Origin of the sequence: Bacillus sp. DX4.1 (assembly GCF_030348195.1) — a bacterium.
Classification (GTDB): domain Bacteria; phylum Bacillota; class Bacilli; order Bacillales; family Bacillaceae_G; genus Bacillus_A.
Genome location: NZ_JAUCFT010000008.1, coordinates 3,066,191 through 3,080,580, shown reverse-complemented (window position 1 = coordinate 3,080,580; position 14,390 = coordinate 3,066,191). Strand labels below are relative to the sequence as shown.

The window sequence follows — 14,390 nt, the reverse complement described above, 5'->3', positions numbered from 1 at the left end:
GTGTTTCAACATTAGTATTGCGCAGATAAATAGGGAGGGTACAGAAGTGAAAAAGAAAAAAATAAAAAAACTAACAGCAGTCGTAGCACCAGTATTAGCAATGAGTATGGCATTAACAGCATGTTCGGGATCAGGAGACAAAGAGAAAGCTAATACATCACCAAAAGATGATAAAGCGTCAGGTGGAAAATTAGCAGCGAAACAAGTACTGAATCGTACAGAAACAAATGAGATTCCGACAATGGACTCTTCAAAATCAACAGATACGCTATCATCACAAATCTTAGGGAACACAATGGAAGGGTTATATCGTCTTGACAAAGATAATAAGCCAATCCCAGCTGCAGCAGAATCAAGCACGAAAAGTGAGGATGGCAAAAAATATACATTTAAACTTCGTAAAGATGCAAAATGGTCAAATGGTGATCCAGTAACAGCAAAAGACTTCGTTTTTGCATGGCAACGTCTGTTAGATCCGAAAACTGCTGCTGAGTACGCATTTATTGCATATCCTATTAAAAATGCACAGCAGATTAATACAGGAAAAGCGGAAGTATCGACGTTAGGTGCAAAAGCGGTAGATGATTATACATTAGAGGTTGAGTTAGAAACGCCTGTTCCTTACTTCTTAAATTTAATGACATTCCCATCGTACTATCCATTAAATGAGAAGGCGGTAAAAGAAAAAGGAGAGAAATACGGTTTAGAAGCTGATACAGTAGTTTACAATGGACCGTTTGTCATGTCTGAGTGGAAGCATGAACAGGGCTGGCAGCTAAAGAAAAACGATACGTATTGGGATAAGAAGAATGTAAAACTTGAAGAAATCAACTTTAGTGTTGTAAAAGAGCCAGCAACACGTGTGAACTTATATGATAGCGGTCAAATCGATTTTGCGCTATTAACAGGAGAATTTGTTGATAAATATAAATCGAAAACAGAAGAATTTGGAACATATGATCAATCAAGTACGTACTTCTTACGCTTGAACCAAAAACGTGGTGGACAAGATACGCCACTAAAGAGCAAAAAGTTGCGTGAAGCAATTGCATTGTCAATCGACAAAAAGGCTTTAGCAAATGTTATTTTAAATGACGGTTCAAAACCAGCAGATTTCTTAGTACCAAAAGGATTAGCAACTGGTCCAGACGGTAAGGATTTCCAAGAAACATTTAAAAATGGATTAAAACCAGATGCGAAAAAAGCAGCAGCAGCATGGGAAGCAGCGAAGAAAGAACTTGGTAAGGATCAAGTTACAATTGAGTTGTTAAACTATGATACTGGTAATGCGAAAAAAGTTGGAGAATATGTAAAAGACCAAATTGAGAGAAACTTAAAAGGTGTAACAGTTAATATTAAACTGCAACCGTTTAAACAAAAGTTAAAAGTGGAACAAGAACAAGACTATGATATCTCTTACGGTGGTTGGAATCCGGATTACGCGGATCCAATGACATTCTTAGAGATGTTTGAATCTAAACATTCTCACAACCAAATGAGCTACTCGAATCCTAAATTTGATGAAATTATCACAAAAGGATCAACTGAGTGGATGGCGGATGCGAAAAAACGTTGGGCAGAATTAGGGAAAGCTGAAAAAATGTTACTTGTAGAAGATACAGCAATTGTACCGTTATACCAACGAGGAGATTCTTATGTAATGAAACCAAATGTAAAGGGAGTTGTTCATCACAATATTAGTCCAGAATATAGCTACAAGTGGGCTTATGTAACTGAAAAAGACGGAAAATAATGTTTAGCTAAAAGCATTTCCAAAGTAGAAAATCTACTTTTGGAAATGCTTTTTTCTATGATAAAAATTTTTTTCGAAAAGTATTTTATCATAAGAATGAATTCTATTTGCAAGATTGTACAATATGTGTGAAATATTTCATCTCGCATTAACGGGCAGTAATACCCCCACCTCAAAGTTCGACAGGAAGCAAAGAAGTTAGGTGGGGATAAACTGCCCGTAAAAGCCCGAGTGGTTCAACTAATAATCAGTGGGAGATGAAGAAAACCCCCACTGATTAAAGTTTCACTTCATGGGTGTAGTGATATCCAAACCTCAAAATGATGGAGCTTTTCCTTCACTTGCATTGCTAATATATGTGAAAAGAGAATAGAACTTCAAAAAACTAGAGAAGAATAGGAAGAATGAGGTATTCATATAGTAGAGAGAAGAATGAATATAAAAATGTAACAGAATGGTTTATAAAAGTTATTGTAATGAAAAATATTTTTCGGAATTTTTAAATAATACTTTACAAATTAGAAAAAAACAGTAGAATATTAACTAATAAGAATTTTCAGATAACTACATGGGGAGTTACCTGAAAGTCTCTCAAAATTAGCATCGTACATATAAATTAGGGAGGGTACAAAAATGAAAAAGAAAAAGATGAAGAAACTAACAGCAGTCGTAGCACCAGTGTTAGCAGTAAGCATGGCATTAACAGCGTGCTCAGGATCAGGAGACAAAGAGAAAGCTAATACGTCTCCAAAAGATGATAAAAAGTCAGGTGGAAAATTAGCAGCGAAACAAGTATTAAACTTAACAGAGGCACAAGAGATTCCTTCCATGGATTCTGCTAAAGCAACAGACCAAGTATCGTTTCTAGTAATGAACAACGTAATGGAAGGATTATACCGCCTTGATAAAGAAAATAAAGCCACGCCTGGTGTCGCTGAATCTCATACGAAGAGTAATGATGGAAAAAAATATACATTTAAATTAAATAAAGATGCGAAATGGTCAAATGGCGATTCGGTAACAGCGAAAGATTTCGTCTATGCTTGGAAGCGTGCGCTAGATCCAAATACAGCAGCAGAGTATGCGTATATCATGTATGATTTAAAAAATGCAAAAGCAATTAATGAAGGAAAAGCGGCTATGGACACATTAGGTGTAAAAGCTGTTGATGATTATACATTAGAAGTAGAGTTAGAAAATCCAGTACCTTATTTTATTGAATTAACATCATTTGGCACATTCTATCCGTTAAATGAGAAATTCGTGACAGAAAAAGGAGGTAAATTTGGCTTAGAATCAGATACAACATTATATAATGGTCCATTTACATTAAATGATTGGAAGCATGAAGAAGGCTGGAAGATGAAGAAAAATGAACAATACTGGGATAAAAAATCAGTGAAACTGGAAGAAATCAACTTTAACGTTGTAAAAGAGGTTAGTACTCGTGTGAACTTATATGAAAGCGGACAAATCGATCGAGCTGTACTCGCATCTGAATATGTTGATAAATTCAAATCTAGCCCAGACTTCTTTACAGAAAAAACACCATCTGTATTCTTCTTACGTTTAAACCAAAAACGTGGTGGACAAGATACAGTATTGAAAAATGAAAACTTACGTAAAGCAATTGCTATGGGATTCGATAAAAAAGGCTTAACGAATGTAATTTTAAATGATGGTTCTACACCAGCTGACTACTTAGTTCCGAAAGATTTTGCGAAGAGTCCAGATGGAAAAGACTTCCGTAAAGAAAACGGTGATATCTTAAAAACAGATGTGAAGAAAGCAAAAGAACATTGGGAAAAAGCGAAAAAAGAACTTGGTAAAGAAGAAGTAACGGTTGAATTACTAAATTACGACACTGACAATGCGAAAAAATTAGGTGAGTTCTTAAAAGGTGATTTAGAGAAAAACTTACCAGGATTAAAAATCAATCTGAAAAACCAGCCATTTAAGCAAAAATTAAAATTAGAAACAGATCAAGATTATGAATTATCTTATGCAGGCTGGGGACCAGATTACTTAGATCCAATGACATTTATCGATATGTTTGTAACGAAAGGTTCTCATAACCAAATGGAATATTCTAATCCGAAATATGATGAGATTGTCGAAAAAGGAAAAGGCGAACTATTAACGAAAACAAAAGATCGTTGGGAAGGCTTACTAAAAGCTGAAAAAATGTTGCTTGATGATGCAGCGATTGCACCAGTATTCCAACGTGGTAATGCAATTATCCAAAAACCAAAAGTGAAAGGCATCGTTCTTCACCCAGTTGGTGGAGATTATAGTTATAAATGGGCTTATATTTCTGAAGATAAGTAAGGTGAAAAAAGGGGACGCGATGGTGCGCCCTCTTTTTTATGCACTGCTTTTTCTCCTTTGAATATACATACAATAGAAAAGTATAAGGAGAATCCGATGAAACCGAACACATACATTGATTTTTTAGCTTATTTCGGAATTGGAAGTGCGCATCCTGGTGGTTTTACGTTAACGAAGCAACTATTAGCAGCGATTCAATTGCAACGTGAAGCGAGTGTACTTGAGATCGGCTGCGGAACAGGACGGACGGCAGCATATATGAAAAAACAATTTGGTTATAACGTTACGGCAATTGAAAATAATGAAATCATGATTCAAAAAGCAAAAAATAGATGGGTGCAAGAAAACGTGCAGATTGAGCTGGTAGAAGGCAATGCGGAGCAATTACGGTTTCATGATCGGCAGTTTCATCTTGTTTTAGGGGAGTCTGTACTTGCCTTTACAAATAAGGAACAAGTGATATCGGAATGTTACCGTGTGCTACAAGATGCTGGGAAACTAGTTGTGATTGAGATGGTGATTGAGAATCATTTAGCACAAGAAGAAGAAAAGAAGCTATTACAAATATATGGAATGCAGCAATTGTTAACAGAAAAAGAGTGGCTACATTTATTCCAGAAAGAAAACTTCAAGCATATATCAATAGTTGGTGGAGGTACCATTGCTGAGACGGTAGCAGCACAAACCGAACAGCCAGAGTGGAATGTGTCCCACTATATTCCAAAAGAATTGTATGATGCTTGGGTTCAGCATGAAAAAGTATTGCAAATGTATCAGCATGTATTAGGGCATCGCGTATTTATTTGTGAAAAATAAAAAAAGCTGACGTGAATTCCGCAAGAAGCGGTCTTTGCAGTCAGCTCGTTTTTCTATTAAATGAAAAATAATGCAGCTAAAGCAATTCCAAAAATAAATCCGAAAGCTAATTCAAAGGCGCCCCCTCTGAAAAAGCCTCCATCAAAACCGTCACCAAAACCAAATCCGCAACGGTCACATTTACGTCGCCCACCGCAAAAATCACAGCCGTCACGTTCATATGCACGATCACTTGCATCATAGTAACCAAAACCTGTATCAAAAGATGAACGATGAACTGGTTCAATCCAAACGGAATCATCGGTTATATCAACAATTCTTCCAAGATGAATATAACCATCACGATCTTCAATTCGTACAACTCTTCCAAAATAACGTTGACATGCGTTGTAACATCGTCGACGATGCATATTTTTTGCCTCCTTCTGTATCTACAATAATACGATATGTTATCGGGACAAGAGCGGCTTGTACGATTGACCTAAGTTTCATAATTGTTACGAGAAAGGGGAATTATATGGTTAATGCGTATGAAAAAAGGAGTGAGAAATATGAAGTCTACAGATCAATTTCAAACATATGAAGTTCCTTGGAATGAATTTACAGATGCGCTTCGCAACGAAATGGAGCGGCAAGTGGGTGCAGATATTATTGACAGGATTGTTTGTGATTTAGAGGATGGATTTGAAGTGTATACATATATACAAGGAGACCTTGATTTTGAATATAAAGAAGTTCTTGAACGAAAGTATGGGACGGATGGGAAAGTGCCCAATGTGCTAACGATCATGTTATTGTCAGGAATTTATCATACAAGTGAAGGGAATATTCGTTTACATGCAGATGATAAGGAAAATCCGATCGTACAAGTATATGTGAAACAATGAGAGCACGCTGTTTTAAGCACGTTTTTTACTGCCTGTTATTGCGGGGGAAATTACGGTGAGCAAACGGCGCCGCTTATGAATGGAAAGGACCATAAAATATATCATTTTCAAAATCAAACGTTTGAAACACTTTCGGTAGAAATGGTTATACGTCTCTTACCTTTAGGTTTAGATTATAAAGTAAAAATGTCAGCTTTTCACCCGCACAGTGGAAAAGAAATCGATGTGCAAATTTTTATTACTGGAAAAGAGAAAGCATGTAAAGGTGAAGGAGTATATTGTCCGGCGTCGAAAGTTGAAATACATTTTGCATAGAATATTCAGTAGAGGGTAATGAATTATTAAAGTAGCGTACAGAAATAAATGAACAGGTAACGATGGGAAATAGAAGAAAATAAGGCTGCAATGAGCAGCTTTATTTTCTTCTATTTAGTTTACATAATAAAATTATGGTTAGATTATTGTCCGAAAATACAAGTCATATATCTTGTTTCTTTTCATAAGTTTAAACATAGGAATTTGTCTACAAAGGTGGCGAAGCCTCATCATGAAGAATCGAATCGTTGCCGCATTCATCTTTCTTCTACTAGTATGTTTTAATCCTTTTTCAACTTTTGCAAAAGGGGAGGAGGCAAAAGAACGGGTCGTTTCACTCGTATATGATGATTCTGGAAGTATGAGGAATAACGATCGCTGGAAATATGCCAATTATGCCTTGCAAAGTTTAGTTGCATTATTAGATGAAAAAGATACTTTTTCATATGTTCCAATGAGTCGTCCATCTCAAGAAGTAAATGTTTCCCTTACAAATGAAAAGCGGCAAACAGAAATCGATCAAATTGGAGCGTGGAAAAACTATTTAAATACTCCATTTGGAGCAGTAGAAACGGCGATGCAATCTATAAAAAAGGAAGCGAGTATAAATGGAAAGCGTGAATTTTGGCTTATTGTATTAACTGACGGGGCATTTAATGAATTAGAAAAAGACAAAAATGGTGGTAAAGAACAGATTACTCAAAAATTACGGCAATTTAAAAAAGAAATGGAAGCGAAAAAAATTTCATTACATCCAGTATTAATTACAATGGAAGAAAATTTAGGACGGCAAGAACAACTGCAAATGAACACATTTAAAGAGATTTGGAAGCAAGAAACGAATGGTATTGTCATGCCGACTAGCGGGGAAGATGGTGTCATTCAAAGTGTCAATCAAGCTGCTGCTTTAGTAGCGAATCGAGATCCATTTTCTTCTGCCGAATCTGCAGTGAAAACGAACATAGCAGGGAGAAAATTAGAAATTACGACACCTTTTCCATTAAAGAGAATTACGCTTGTGCAACAATCTGTTGACGCATCACAATACCACATAGAGCAACTATCAAAACCATTAGCATTACAATCAGATTTTTTGATTCAAGCTCCAGCTGAATCGAAATTGTATGGTGCTATTGCTCATATCGGTTCCACAAATCATACAGTTATAAAACCGGGCTCATACACATTAGAAATTGATAAAGATATCGGAAAAGATGGATTGAAAGTACTTGTTGAACCAGCGTTAGACTATACCGTTTCTACTTATGATAAAGAAGATAAAAAAAGGACGAATGTAGAGAAAATGTATGAAGGAACGAAGGCTGTTATTGAAACAAAGCCGACAGATTTACCGATTCAGGCTTCTTACTTTGAAGCACAAGTAGAGTTAGATGGCCAATTGTACCCGATGAAATGGGATGAAAAACGACATGTGTTTTACTACGAAATGCAAATAAAAAAACAGGCAGTCCGCGGAAAAGTTCATATGAATATAAAAGGATTTTATAAGCAAACGAAAGAATTTCGGATTGATTCTATGCCAAAACCAAAACTATCTTTACAGGTTATTACAAAAGACTATGAAGAAAAGGTGACAAATTTAGAAGTGAGCAAACCGTTTGTCGTACAGCCATTATTGGACGATGAGCCGATGACAGAAGCAGCAGTAAAGGCATTATTACAATCTACTAGTGTCGCATCTCATCAATCAATCAACTATGAATTACAGCAACATGGCAATCAAATCTATGTATATCCTCGTCCTTATTACTCCGACATATTCAATTTTACAGATACTGGCACCGTAGAAGCTACCATCACTGTACGAGATTCTAAGTTACAAGAAGTGAAGAAAACTATTTCGTTTCATATTCGTAATGTGCCATTTTGGGAGCGATATGCGACAATTTTTCAATTCGTAATTCCATTTACAATATTACTACTCATACTTGCCATTCTTATTTTAGGATGGATTGTACGGCCTCGTTTTCACCGGAAAGCGCTGCTGTATTACGAATGGGATCAGGAAGTTGCGAAAGATTGGCTCTATCAATCTGAGCCAGAATTACTTAGAAATAGATGGTGGAAACATTATTTTGGTATTCCGTTTCGAGCGGAACGTAAGACGATACAATCCGTGACATTTATAGCGAAAAAAGGTTCAAAATCGGTTTTTGTAGCGAAGGAGTCGCAAGTGCTTGGGATGATAATCGATGGCATGTTTGTTACAGAAGAAGAGGTAGGAAATGAGCATAAAACATTATATCCGAACGAAATGTTACTGATAGATCGTGGTTATGGAAAAGAAATATATCGATATGAATGTGAATAATAGAGGAAGTTCAAAAAGTCCGGTAAAGATAGCCGCCCTATTTCTTCGTTACGTCGCCAGTCCGGTACTCATGTAGTTCCAGCTAGACTCTGTATCCTCCTTTTTGAACACGAACTAGAGGAAGTTCAAAAAGTCCGGTAAAGATAGCCGCCCTGTTTCTTTGTTACGTCGCCAGTCCGGTACTTATGTAGTTCCAGCTAGACTCTGTATCCTCCTGGCTTCCGCGCCTCGAACTGCTCGGCTCTCTTTATCCTCTTTTTGGAACACGCAATAATAGGAAGGTGGTTCACATGACATTACAAGTTCCAACGATTTTAATTGGTTTAGGTGGAATCGGGAGTACAATTACGCATCAAATATATGAAAAGTTGCCGCCAGAACGTCGTAAAAAAGTAGCGATGCATGTATTTGATACAGATGTGAACACGTTAAGTAAGTTCCAGCATATTCGCAAATTTATGACGCAAACAAGTTCAAGCAAAACTCCGAGAGAATATATTGCAGAAGACCCAACGATCCCAGAATGGTTTCCGATGGACCATACCGTTCTTGATAAGCCATTAACAGAGGGCGCAGGGCAACTTCGTGTTATTTCGCGTCTAGCATTACGAGCAGCAATGAAGGATGATAAGTTAACTACCTTTTGGCAGGAAATTGAAAAAATATTTCCTGTAACGAGCGATAAAACAGAATATGGTGTTCGGGTTATTATTATTACATCGTTAGCTGGTGGTACAGGATCAGGTATGTTTCTACAAATTGCATTGTATTTACGCGAAATGCTTCGGAAAAAGCTGCAGCATCATAATATTTTAATACGCGGTGCATTTTTAATGCCAGATGTACTCGTAAAGACGCGTACGGTTAGCGGAAAAGAGTTTGAAACCGTGCAGGCGAATGGTTATGCTTCTTTAAAAGAACTTCATGCGATTACGCTCGGTTCCACCGGTGAATTATCAAAGCGAGGCGGTGTGACTATTGAACTAGAGTATCGTCCAGATCAGGTGGATGAAGATGGACGAACGAATCACACCATTAAACAGCATCATTTACCGTATAACTATTGTTTCTTATACGATTATGAAAATTTACATGGTCATCACTTGCATAATTTATCGGATTATATGGAGCAGATGGCGAACACCATCTATTTGCAATTATTTAGTCCAATGTCTACAAGTCATTTTGCACAAGAGGATAATCAAATTCAGCAATTGGCTGAATCAAATGGGAAAGCACGATACTGCGGGGCCGGGACTGCAAAGTTAATTTATCCATATGAACATGTCTTGAAATACTGTGCATTAAAATGGGCGGTACAAGGATTAGATGAATCTTGGCTTCATTTAGATCAACTGTTTCAAGATAAAAAACAGCGCTATGAACAAGATGTTCGCCGCGGTATGCAGCGTGAAAAACCAGAGCGTGGGAAAAGTTATTTAGAAGATTTAGAGCATCTCGCAACCCGCCCAGAGCAGGCGCACATCTTTTATAAGCAAATGTATTATGAAACGCGTGAAGGTGCTGAGGGCGGGAAAATCGGTGTTGCAAAATCGAAAATGTTTTTAGAGGCAGTGGAAAGCTATGTACAGCGTACGGTGCAAAAAGATGAAGAATTAAATCGATTGCAGCATGAGTGTAAAATTTCTGCCGCAAAGCTCAAAATTACTGAACAAATGAAGGGCGAAGTGGCAAGAGTGGATCATGCTGTCCGCTTATATGCATACGCGATACCGAGCCGTGTGCATGAACATGTCACAACACTTATGTATGACATGATAGAAGCGGATCGTTTTACGCCGAGCGGTTCAGAAGGACAGTCGTATCAACTGAATACATGGTTTTTAAAGAAAACGGATCCTGTTCATCCAGTTGCTGCACGTTTTATGTTGTATGAAATTCGGAAGCAGTTAGTAGAGCGGATGAACCGGTTACATGAAAGCAATGAGCAGAAGCGGAATTTAATTCAAAACTATGATAAAAAATTTAATGTAAGCAATATAGATGGTACAGTAACGGCAGTGCGGCGTGTAGAGTTTGCACAGCAACAAAACTGGTTTGGAAAAATGTTTTATAATCAGCAGCGTATGTTCCGTAAAGAATTTGAAGATATTGTTACGCAATATGTGCACAAATTAAATGAATATCGAAAGGAAATGTTACTTGAACTCGTTTATCAATCGCTTTACCAGACGATTAGTAAAATGATTCAACATTGGGAGCGATTCTTTGATAACTTGCAGGAAACACGTGAAAATTTACTTCTCGAAATTCAAAAACGGAGCAAAGAGTTTGAAGGAAAAACAAATCCGACAAATGTATATGTGCTAGCGAACGAACAATTACAAGAGAAAATATGGCATGACATTCAACATCATTTAAATCTAGGTGTACTGCCGAAAGAAATATCAGCTGAGATTTATATGAGCCTGTATGGAGAGTATTGCCGAGATGCCCAAGCGGAAGAAAGTCAATCGCAAAAAGTAGAAGATTTTTATAGAGAACATATTTTAACGTATTGCTATGATGAACTACAAGTACGTTATCGCGATAAACTTGAGCTTAATATTATTGAAGCGTTGCGAAAAGAAGCTGACTTCGAGAAGCGTGATCGCAATGAATATGTAAGAGAAAAAATTGAAGATCTCTTTCACCTAGCAAGTCCATTTATTCCGAAAGTAGCTCATCATCGCGAATTACAGTATTGGGGAGTACATCCTTCTCTTAAACAAGAATTACAGGAAGAGCTTCTTCAGGAAATGTTTCAAGAAAGAGATACAGTGAATACAGCATTTTCACCGTTCGAAGTCATTTGTTACCGGGCTCATTACGGTTTATCACTGCAAGACTTTCCAAAACTTTCATCTGGTCATATTGCGAACGGGTTTATGAATGATAAAGGTGACTATTTTCAGTCCTATTATCGCCGCGTTAACAAATTAAATATAAAGAAATCCAATTTAACACCGCATTTAGATAAATATTGGCACTTGCCGGCCTTTATGCCTGACTTAAATGTAACGCAAACGAAGCTAGATTATGATAAATGTAACCGTGCCCTTCTGTATGCATATATGTACCGCTGGATTAGTCTTGTAGCAGTGGATGGTCAGTTTGTTTATCAATATAACGGAGTGGGCCGCAGCTTTTTGATTCAATCGATGGGGAAAAATATTTCGAGTGAAAGTTATAAATTACACCGTGCATTGCTCCATAATCCGTTTATTTACGAAAATATTCTTTCACGTTTTGAAGAAGAACAGGAAAAAGCAATGCAGCAAGGTGGACATTTGTATACGCAGTCGTTTGTGTTAGGTGCTCAAGATGTACGGTGGTTAAGAAAGGAACACGTTCATAATATTTTAGACATGATTTTAATGTACGATCGTGAGGCGAAATATGATCCTACGTTAGAAGAAACATCTGATGAATTATTACGATTGCTTCTTGATGAAATCAAAACATATTTTCAAGCTTACTATGGAACGGGATCTGAAATGGTTGCAAAAAAAGAAGCGGCGATGTTTGTACGGCAACTATGGGATCGCTCCTATGCAAAAGGCTATGTCGATCCGAATAGTGCACCGTATAAAAAATGGCTGCATCTTCTAAACATTCAAGAAGAGGAACAAGAGTCAAAAACGAATGTGTAGCGTGAAGATAGGGAATCCTTAAGTATGGAATGATTGCTTTAAAAAGGGGGATTCTCATGCCGTTTCTAGGAAGTGTATATCAAGTGTTCGGGTTATATCCAGAAATTTATCATGCGATGATTTGCATGGAAATGAAAGATGAGTTAGTTTTTGAAGATTGTAAAGAGGAAATAGAAAAAGAAAATGAAGAATAAAAACCATGCAGGGATTACCTGCATGGTTTTTCAATGATTTGTTTTCGGTGTACTAGCAATGTATTTTATTCGGAATACATAAATTAAATATCCGATAAACCCTCCAATAATCGCTGGACAGATCCAACCTAAGCCGGCATCGTATAAAGGGAGAATTTTCGAAAATAAAGTATTGATAGATTGAATTGGTAAATTTGCTGCATTCAATCCATCGAATATACTAACGACAAAAGTGAGAGATAAACTCCATTGATATACTTCCGTTCTTCCTTTAAATAGTGGATGTAAAAATGTTAAGACAATTAACATAATTGCCAGCGGATATATTGCAGTAAGTACCGGTACAGAAATGGAAATTAACTCTGTTAAGCCCATATTTGCAATAACCGCACTAAAAATAGATAGAACTGCCGCAAATGTTTTATATGAAATCTTCGGAAATACTTTATGGAAGTATGAAGAACAAGATGTCACAAGCCCAACGCTAGTTGTTAAACAGGCTACAGTAATCATCAAGCCCAACAATAAATTTCCTAAAGAACTGAAATAAAAATTAGCTACTTTCGCTAACACTTCGCCACCATTTGTTAAATGACCTAATTTAGATACACTAGCAGCACCCATATAGGAAAGCGAAGTATAAACAATAGTTAATACGATTGCGGCAATAGCAGCTGCTTTTGCACAAACGCTAACAATTTCTTTTTTAGCATAGTTTCCTTTTTCTTTAATGGCGTTAATAATGATAATACCAAACACGAAGGATGCGAGTGTATCCATTGTTAAATAGCCTTGTTGAAATCCCTTAAAAAAAGAATTGCTGACATATTCTTGTGTAGGGGCTTGAATAGGGCCGATAGGTTGTACAAAAGCAGCAACCACTAAAATACCGATGAATGTAAGTTTGATTGGTGTTAAAAGCTTACCGACAACATCAACAATTTTTGTTGGATTGAATGAGAACCAACAAGTAATACCAAAGAAAATAATTGTGAAAACAAGTAATGGAATACTTCCGGTGTTTTCAGGTAAAAATGGCTTCACTCCTATTTCAAAAGAAACGCTTCCTGCTCTAGGTAATGCAAACAGGGGACCGATTGCTAGGTAAAGAACAAAAGTGTATACAGCACTGAACCAAGGATGAACCCGATTTGCAAGTGTTTGCAAATCATCGCTACCCGAAATGCCAAATGCTAGTACCCCTAGCAACGGAAGACCCACTCCTGTAATTAAAAATCCAGCCGTAGCAATCCAAACGTTATGTCCAGCTGTTTGACCTAACATAGCTGGAAAAATTAAGTTTCCAGCTCCAAAGAAAAGAGCAAACAACATAAGTCCGATTACAAGAACGCGAGAAAATGGTACTTTATTGGTCAAGCTAAACCCTCCAGTAAAATATTAATTAGAAATACCATAATATTACAAAGAAAATTCTGAATATTAAAACGAGAATAACCACAACGTTTTTTATTATACTGATATGAAATTTATATAGCAACAAAAAATATTTTTATTTGAAATTTTTTTAAATAAATAATAAATGTGATTTTTGATTGGATAAATAATATATAGCGAATACTATGCTATGAGAAAAAACAAACTATTGTTGTATTTATTTTACGATAACAATGAAAGGTGTTCATTCACTGAATATATCACGTTTTGTTGGGAATCGAATGTATATATTATTAATATCAAAAAATAAAATCAAACATTTTATTTGAAGTAATAGGGATTTGATGATTTTGTGTTTGTAAAATAATACTTCATATCACATAATTATCCAAACGGGAGTGAAAAATCTTATTATTGACAATACAATTAAGAATATGATAAATTCAATCATGTTTTCAATGATGCACCATTGGAAAAAGTGTTTCTTTATGTAAAGTTTTCTAATTAGTAAGTGTATATTTTTTGTTTAGATTTTTCAGTATCTTTTCTTTTTATATTATAAAAGGAAAAGATAAAATATTTAATTATTGGATTAAAATAATTATACCTATGCTGTGTATCTCACACTAAAGAGCAGTAACACCCTCGCCTCAAAGTGATGAGAAATCAAAGACGTTAGACGAGAGATAAATTACCTATAAGAGATCAAATGGTGAT

At 36.3% G+C, this 14,390-nt stretch carries 10 protein-coding genes; 8 read left to right on the top strand and 2 right to left on the bottom strand.

Translation table 11 applies throughout. The annotated features are described in order from the left end of the window. Positions 1 to 46: 46 nt before the first annotated feature. From QUF99_RS18610 to QUF99_RS18600, 3 genes are all read left to right on the top strand, one after another. Positions 47 to 1,753: a peptide ABC transporter substrate-binding protein gene (locus tag QUF99_RS18610; protein ID WP_289371852.1), complete on the top strand. Its 1,707-nt coding sequence runs from the start codon at positions 47 to 49 to the stop codon at positions 1,751 to 1,753. Positions 1,754 to 2,386: 633 nt separating this feature from the next. Beyond that, the gene (locus QUF99_RS18605) at positions 2,387 to 4,081 is read left to right on the top strand and encodes a peptide ABC transporter substrate-binding protein (RefSeq protein ID WP_289371850.1); all 1,695 of its coding nucleotides are present in this window, start codon (positions 2,387 to 2,389) and stop codon (positions 4,079 to 4,081) included. A 57-nt stretch (positions 4,082 to 4,138) separates the two neighbouring features. Continuing rightward, the gene (locus QUF99_RS18600) at positions 4,139 to 4,897 is read left to right on the top strand and encodes a class I SAM-dependent methyltransferase (protein ID WP_289371848.1); all 759 of its coding nucleotides are present in this window, start codon (positions 4,139 to 4,141) and stop codon (positions 4,895 to 4,897) included. Between the two features lie 56 nt (positions 4,898 to 4,953). Here the strand turns inward: QUF99_RS18600 and QUF99_RS18595 are convergent, their stop codons facing one another. After that, complete coding sequence (locus QUF99_RS18595; RefSeq protein WP_289371846.1) at positions 4,954 to 5,307, bottom strand: hypothetical protein; 354 nt, start codon at positions 5,305 to 5,307, stop codon at positions 4,954 to 4,956. Between the two features lie 141 nt (positions 5,308 to 5,448). Here QUF99_RS18595 and QUF99_RS18590 point away from each other — a divergent pair, with 141 nt between their 5' ends. The 5 genes from QUF99_RS18590 to QUF99_RS18570 all read left to right on the top strand — a co-directional run bounded on the left by QUF99_RS18590 (position 5,449) and on the right by QUF99_RS18570 (position 12,278). After that, entirely contained in the window at positions 5,449 to 5,784 is a 336-nt protein-coding gene (locus QUF99_RS18590) for a hypothetical protein (protein WP_289371844.1), read from the top strand. 75 nt (positions 5,785 to 5,859) lie between these two features. Next, positions 5,860 to 6,099 (top strand): hypothetical protein, encoded by a 240-nt coding sequence (locus QUF99_RS18585; protein ID WP_289371842.1) that lies wholly within the window; start codon positions 5,860 to 5,862, stop codon positions 6,097 to 6,099. A 232-nt stretch (positions 6,100 to 6,331) separates the two neighbouring features. Further along, on the top strand, positions 6,332 to 8,431 hold the full coding sequence (locus QUF99_RS18580) for a vWA domain-containing protein (RefSeq protein ID WP_289371840.1): 2,100 nt from the start codon (positions 6,332 to 6,334) through the stop codon (positions 8,429 to 8,431). Positions 8,432 to 8,721: 290 nt separating this feature from the next. After that, entirely contained in the window at positions 8,722 to 12,084 is a 3,363-nt protein-coding gene (locus QUF99_RS18575; protein WP_289371838.1) for a tubulin-like doman-containing protein, read from the top strand. 56 nt (positions 12,085 to 12,140) lie between these two features. Continuing rightward, a complete protein-coding gene (locus QUF99_RS18570) occupies positions 12,141 to 12,278 on the top strand; it encodes a phosphonate ABC transporter permease (RefSeq protein ID WP_286121179.1) in 138 nt (45 codons plus the stop codon). A 30-nt stretch (positions 12,279 to 12,308) separates the two neighbouring features. Here the strand turns inward: QUF99_RS18570 and brnQ are convergent, their stop codons facing one another. Then, positions 12,309 to 13,655, bottom strand: coding sequence for a branched-chain amino acid transport system II carrier protein (brnQ, locus tag QUF99_RS18565; protein ID WP_289371836.1), 1,347 nt, complete (start codon positions 13,653 to 13,655; stop codon positions 12,309 to 12,311). Positions 13,656 to 14,390 lie beyond the last annotated feature (735 nt).

What these genes read in the sequence shown, in the direction of transcription:
- QUF99_RS18605 (WP_289371850.1), top strand. Translation starts at nt 2,387, where the DNA reads ATGAAAAAGAAAAAGATGAAGAAACTAACAGCAGTCGTAGCACCAGTG.
- QUF99_RS18595 (WP_289371846.1), bottom strand. Translation starts at nt 5,307, where the DNA reads ATGCATCGTCGACGATGTTACAACGCATGTCAACGTTATTTTGGAAGA.
- QUF99_RS18590 (WP_289371844.1), top strand. Translation starts at nt 5,449, where the DNA reads ATGAAGTCTACAGATCAATTTCAAACATATGAAGTTCCTTGGAATGAA.
- QUF99_RS18585 (WP_289371842.1), top strand. Translation starts at nt 5,860, where the DNA reads ATGAATGGAAAGGACCATAAAATATATCATTTTCAAAATCAAACGTTT.
- QUF99_RS18580 (WP_289371840.1), top strand. Translation starts at nt 6,332, where the DNA reads ATGAAGAATCGAATCGTTGCCGCATTCATCTTTCTTCTACTAGTATGT.
- QUF99_RS18575 (WP_289371838.1), top strand. Translation starts at nt 8,722, where the DNA reads ATGACATTACAAGTTCCAACGATTTTAATTGGTTTAGGTGGAATCGGG.
- QUF99_RS18570 (WP_286121179.1), top strand. Translation starts at nt 12,141, where the DNA reads ATGCCGTTTCTAGGAAGTGTATATCAAGTGTTCGGGTTATATCCAGAA.